The organism is Pararhodospirillum oryzae (assembly GCF_007992075.1).
GTDB classification, from domain to species: Bacteria; Pseudomonadota; Alphaproteobacteria; order Rhodospirillales; family Rhodospirillaceae; genus Pararhodospirillum; species Pararhodospirillum oryzae.
The window spans coordinates 24045-30109 of the sequence record NZ_BJZO01000052.1; the positions used below are offsets into that span (position 1 = coordinate 24045).

Below are 6065 nucleotides of genomic sequence, written 5' to 3' on the forward strand. Positions count from 1 at the left end.
CTTGGGGCGCGACGGGAGCCGGCAAGGAGGCCAGGCCATGAAACCAAAACACAGCAAGCGGCGCGCGCTGGGGGTGATGCTGGCCCTGGCGGTGATCGGCGCGGCGGGGCTGGCGGCGGAACCCGGCTGGGCCCAGGAGCGCACCCGCGCCTATGGCAAGGCCACCGCGCCTTTCTGGAAGGTGGGCTCCCTGCGCAAGGACCTGTCGGCCCTGTGCCGGCGCGGCGAGTTCAACCAGGTGAAAAAAGACAGCCTGTTCATCGGCTACGTGGGCACCGATCCCGGCGAGCGCACCCTGACCGGTATCGCCAAGAAGGGCTACAACCTGATCGATCCCACCGGCAAGGCCGAGGACAACGTGACCTACCACTTCCACAACGACGGCTATTCCACCTGCCGGGTGTACGAGGCCCGCTGACCGAGCGCAAAAAAAGACGCGCCCCGGGGGGCGGGGCCGGAGGCACCTTCCCCAGGGGAATCCTTGGGAAAGGTGCCTCCGGGATCGTCTTAATACATGTGCTGACCGCCGTTGATCGACAGCGTGGCGCCGGTGATGAACTCGGCGTCATCGGCAACCAGGAATAGAACCCCGCGCGCGATGTCCTCGGCCCGGCCCAGGCGGCCCACCGGAATCTTGGCGATGATCTTTTCCAGCACCGAGTGCGGCACCGCGCGCACCATGTCGGTGTCAACGTAGCCCGGCGCGATGGCGTTCACGGTGATGTTCTTCCCCGCCCCTTCCTGGGCCAGGGCCTTGGTGAAGCCGTGAATGCCCGACTTGGCGGCGGCGTAGTTCACCTGACCATACTGGCCGGCCTGGCCGTTGATCGAGCCAATGTTGACGATGCGCCCGAAGCCGCGATCGCGCATCGATTCGATGACGCAGCGCGCCGTGTTGAAGCACGACGACAGGTTGGTGTGCACCACCGCTTCCCAGTTCTCGGGGCTCATGCGGTGCAAGGTGCCGTCGCGGGTGATGCCGGCGTTGTTGACCAGCACCTCGACCGGGCCCAGTTCCTCGACGATCCGGTCGATCCCGGCCTTGACCGACACGAAATCCGCCACGTCGAACTTGTAAACGGGAATGCCGGTTTCGCGCTTGAAATGCTCGGCCGCGTCGTCGTTGCCGCCATAGTTGGCCGCGACCCGGTAGCCGGCGTCGCGCAACGCCGTGCTGATCGCGGCGCCAATGCCGCGCGTGCCCCCGGTGACCAGTGCAACACGTCCTTTGCTCATGATCTCTTTTCCTCCCTGGCACCGCCCTGGGGCGGTGGTTGATGGTCTGCTTGTCCCTGTACGCCGGAGCCTGTCCGTTGCGGACAGGCTGCGGATCCCTTTGTTTGAGTTCGCCTTTTCGGGAAAAGCGGTGCTCTCTTTGTCTTCGGCGAACCCTAATGGATTACGGTGCGGGAATGCTGGAATGAAACCTTGGATCCACCTCCGTTTCCGGCCTGGACAAAACCCAGGCCGGGGATGCCGGTGCGGGGGATCACCCGCGTGCCGGGGGAACCGGGCGCGGGCGCGTCAGCGCTCCACGCACAAGGCCACGCCCATGCCGCCGCCGATGCACAAGGTGGCCAGACCCTTCTTGGCGTCGCGCCGGACCATTTCGTGCAGCAAGGTGACAAGCACGCGCGCGCCGGAAGCCCCGATGGGGTGGCCAAGCGCGATGGCGCCGCCGTTCACGTTCACGCGGGCGGGATCCCAGCCCATGTCATGGTTGACGGCCAGCGCCTGGGCGGCGAAGGCCTCGTTGGCCTCGATCAGGTCCAGGTCTTCCACCGACCAGCCGGCGCGGGCCAGCGCCTTGCGCGAGGCGGGGATGGGGCCGGTGCCCATGATGGCGGGATCGACCCCGGCCGTGGCCCACGACACGATGCGCGCAAGCGGGGTCACGCCCCGGCTCTGGGCGTTTTCGGCGCTCATCAGCACTAGGGCGGCGGCACCGTCGTTGAGGCCCGAGGCATTGCCGGCGGTCACCGTGCCATCCTTGGCGAAGGCCGGGCGCAGGCGGGCCAGGGCTTCCAGGGTCGTGCCGTGCTTGGGGTGCTCGTCGGTGTCCACCACCACGTCGCCCTTGCGGCCCTTGACCGTGACCGGGACGATTTCGTCCTTGAAGCGGCCGGCGGTCATGGCCGCTTCCGCCTTGTTCTGCGAGGCGACAGCGAAGGTGTCCTGGTCCTCGCGGGTCAGCTGCCAGCGCTGGGCGACGTTTTCGGCGGTCTGGCCCATGTGGTAGCCGTTGAAGGCGCACCAGAGGCCATCCTTGATCATGGTGTCGATCAGTTCGGCCGGGCCCATCTTCACCCCGGAGCGCAGATGGCTGGCATGCGGGGCCTGGCTCATGTTTTCCATGCCGCCGGCCACCACCACGTCGGCGTCGCCGGTCTGGATCGCCTGGAAGCCCAACGCGACGGTGCGCAGGCCCGACCCACACACCTGATTGATGCAAAAGGCGGTCTTCTCGGCCGGGATGCCGGCGTGAATCGCCGCTTGCCGCGCCGGGTTCTGACCTTGGGTCGCGGTCAACACCTGGCCCAACACGACTTCGTCAACTTCGGCCGGATCGGTCGCCGCGCGGCGCAGGGCCTCGCGAATGGTGATCTCGGCCAGGGTGTGAGCGGCGACGCCGCTCAGGCTTCCATTGAAGGCACCAACCGGAGTCCGGACGGCGCCGGCAATGACGATATCGGACATTTTTGAAACGCTCCCTGGGCAATTGGTGGCGGACCGATGGGGTCGGGACTGTCACCCGGTTACCATACGTCAGCTTCCGGGGCGCGAACAATGCCTGCAATAAGCGGGGAACCTTCAGGGCCGCGCCGGCGGGGGGCGTCTATGGCAGATGGTCAAGCCAGGCCCGGACCGGTCTGTAGACCCTGGTCGGGGCCTGACGCCCCACCATCAGCCCCACATGGCCCAACGGAAGAACCCGGACCCGGGCGCCGGGCAGGGCGCTGGCCAGGGCGGCGGCGCTGGCCGGGGGCACGATGCGGTCGTGCTCGGCCCATGCCACCAGGGCGGGCAGGCGCAGGCGGGCGGGATCGACCAGGCGGCCCCCCACCCGCCACAGGCCCCGGGCGGGTTCGTTGGCGCCATACCAGCGCTCCAGCGCCTCCAGGGCGGTGGGGCCGGCCAGCGCCACGGCATCATTCAGCCAGTCCTCGACCGCGACGAAATCGCGCGCGCGGCTGGAGCGGGGATCAAGCCGGCCAAAGGCGGCGTAGCGCCGGGCCACGCCCGAGGGATCCATCAGAACGAACGGCACCTGAACCACGTCGCCGGGCACGCCGGTTCGGGAAGTTCCGTGCGCCAGCGCGGCGTGGCCCAGGGGGGCAAGGCCCAGGATCAGGGCGCGCAAGGTGGGATCGCTGGCCGCGAAATCCCAGGGCGTGGCCAGCAGGACAAGGCCGGCCACCTCGGCCGGACGGCGCGAGGCCAGGGCCAGGGCCAGGAGTCCGCCCATGCAATAGCCCAGCACCGCCGGGCGCCGCGCGCACCGCAACGCGATCGCGTCCAGGGCCGGTTCCAGGCGGCGCAGCACGTAATCCTCGATCGTGAAGGTTGCTTCCTCGGGGCCCAGGGGTCCCCAGTCGATCAGGAAGGGGTGCAGGCCGTGGTCGGCCAGGTGGCGGCACAGGCTGCGCCGGGGCGCCAGATCCAGGATCTGGGCGCGGTTGATCAGCGAGGGCACCAACAAAACCGGCCGCGCCGACGGCGCCGCGTCCGGGGCATAGTCGCGCAGGACGGTGGTGCCGGCCGCCCATACCGGGGCGGGGTCGTTCAACGGGCGGCGGTAGGGGTGGGCGTGGTAGGCCTCCACCCCGGCCAGGAACGCGTCCAGCCGCCCCGCGGCCTCGCGCGTGGTGGCGTTGAAAAAAAACGGGGCGGCCTCAGGAGGAAGGGCCGCGTCCGGCCAGGAGTCCGCCCAGGGCTGCTTCCAAAAGCGCGACCCGGCGTTCCAGGGCATCAACCCGGCGGGCCAGGCCATCGCGGTCAGGGCCTGCATCGTCAGGTGCAAGGCCAGCGGGCGCGGGCCCAGGCGCGGAAGAGGGCTCATGGCTGCCTTCAATCGGGGATGCGCCGGAGGGCCAGCCCCCGGCGCGGGCACTCGGGGATGCGCCGGAGGGCCAGCCCCCGGCGCGGGCACCCGGGGATGCGCCGGGGGGCCAGCCCCCGGCGCGGGCACTCGGGGATGCGCCGGGGGGCCAGTCCCCGACGCTGGCACCCGGGGATGCGCCAGGGGGGCAGCCCCCGGCGCTGGCACCCGGGGATGCGCCAGGAGACCAGCCCCCGGCGCGGGCGGCGTCGTTGAGAAAGGACAAGGTGCGCGCCGTCACCTCGGCGACGCGCGGATCCGCCGCGAGGGTCGCCACTTGGCGTTCCCAAAGGTCCAGGTAGCGCCGGGCCACGGCCGAGAGGTCGGGGGGTGGGGTTTCGTCGTCGCCAGTCATGCAGGTTCCATCGCAGCGTTTGGGCCGCGCCCGGGGAGCGCGGACGGGGGCCGGGGATCAGAAGGCCTCGTCCTCGGCCGGCTCGGGCAACAGCACCTCGCGCCGGCCCACGTGGTTGGGGGCCGAGATCATGCCCTCGGCCTCCATGCGCTCGATCAGCGAGGCGGCCCGATTGTACCCGATCTTCAGATGACGCTGAACCTGGCTGGTGGAGGCGCGGCGCGTGCGCGCGATCAGGGCCACCGCCTGATCGAACAAGGCCGCCTCCTCGCCCGACAGGCCGGCGGCGGCGCCCGCCCGTCCCGAGGTTCCGGCCGGGGCCTCGTCTTCTTCCTCCATCACCGCGTCCAGGTATTCGGGGGTGCCTTGCGCCCGCAGGTGGGCGCACACGGTTTCCACCTCCTGGTCGGAGACATAGGGGCCGTGCACGCGGGTGATTCGTCCGCCCGCCGCCATCGACAGCATGTCGCCCTGGCCCAGCAGCTGTTCGGCCCCCGATTCGCCCAGGATGGTGCGGCTGTCGATCTTGCTGGTAACCTGGAAGCTGATGCGGGTGGGGAAGTTGGCCTTGATGGTGCCGGTGATCACATCCACGCTCGGGCGCTGGGTGGCCATGATCAGGTGAATGCCGCCTGCGCGCGCCATCTGCGCGAGGCGCTGGATCACCCCTTCCACGTCCTTGCCCGCCGTCAGCATCAGGTCGGCCATCTCATCGACCACGATCACGATATAGGGCATGGGGTTGGGGTCGATCGGCTGGTCCTCGTACACCGGCTTGCCGGTTTCGGGGTCGAAGCCGGTCTGGACGATGCGCATCAACGGCTTGCCGCGCGTCTGGGCTTCCAGGATCTTTCGATTGTACCCATCGATGTTGCGCACCCCCAGGGTGCTCATGATCCGGTAACGGTTTTCCATCTCGCGCGCGGCCCACTTGAGCGCGACCACGGCCTTGGCGGGCTCGGTCACCACCGGGGTCAGCAGGTGGGGAATGCCGTCGTAGGTGGCTAGCTCCAGGCGCTTGGGGTCGATCAGGATCAGGCGCACCCGTTGCGGCGACAGCCGGAACAGCAACGACAGGATCATGGTGTTGACCGCCACCGACTTGCCCGACCCGGTGGTGCCGGCGATCAGAAGGTGCGGCATGCGGGCCAGATCGACCACCACGGCATCGCCGCCGATGTCCTTGCCCAGCGCCAAGGGCAAGCTGCCCGGGTGGGCCGCGAACTCGGGGCTTTCCAGCACGTCGCGCAGGCGGACCATGGCGCGCTCGGAATTGGGCAGCTCGATGCCAATCACGTTGCGCCCGGGCACCACGGCGATGCGCGCGGACAAGGCGCTCATGGAGCGCGCGATGTCGTCGGCCAGTCCCACCACGCGCGCGGTCTTGGTGCCGGGGGCCGGTTGCAGCTCATAAAGCGTGACCACCGGGCCCGGACGCACCTTCACGATGGTGCCGCGCACGCCAAAATCGGCCAGCACGCATTCCAGCACGCGGGCGTTCTGGGTCAGGGCTTCCTCGTCCACCTCCCAGGAGGTGCCCGATCCGGCGGCCAGCAGGTCAAGCGGCGGCGGCACCACCACCGTTTCCTCGGCGGGCGGCGGCGGGGGCTC

5 protein-coding genes are annotated in these 6065 nt (G+C 69.6%); 1 reads left to right on the forward strand and 4 read right to left on the reverse strand.

Annotated elements, in window-relative coordinates:
- The first annotated feature begins 37 nt into the window (after positions 1-37).
- Positions 38-418: a hypothetical protein gene (locus ROR02_RS10195; protein WP_147163919.1), complete on the forward strand. Its 381-nt coding sequence runs from the start codon at positions 38-40 to the stop codon at positions 416-418.
- Between the two features lie 89 nt (positions 419-507).
- Here the strand turns inward: ROR02_RS10195 and phbB are convergent, their stop codons facing one another.
- The 4 genes from phbB to ROR02_RS10215 all read right to left on the reverse strand — a co-directional run.
- Positions 508-1236, reverse strand: coding sequence for an acetoacetyl-CoA reductase (gene phbB, locus ROR02_RS10200; protein WP_147163920.1), 729 nt, complete (start codon positions 1234-1236; stop codon positions 508-510).
- Positions 1237-1524: 288 nt separating this feature from the next.
- Positions 1525-2697, reverse strand: coding sequence for an acetyl-CoA C-acetyltransferase (locus tag ROR02_RS10205; RefSeq protein WP_147163921.1), 1173 nt, complete (start codon positions 2695-2697; stop codon positions 1525-1527).
- Between the two features lie 139 nt (positions 2698-2836).
- Positions 2837-4060 (reverse strand): alpha/beta fold hydrolase, encoded by a 1224-nt coding sequence (locus tag ROR02_RS10210; RefSeq protein WP_147163922.1) that lies wholly within the window; start codon positions 4058-4060, stop codon positions 2837-2839.
- A gap of 451 nt (positions 4061-4511) precedes the next feature.
- Positions 4512-6065: DNA translocase FtsK (locus tag ROR02_RS10215; RefSeq protein ID WP_147163923.1), on the reverse strand; the 1554-nt coding region annotated here is incomplete at its 5' end.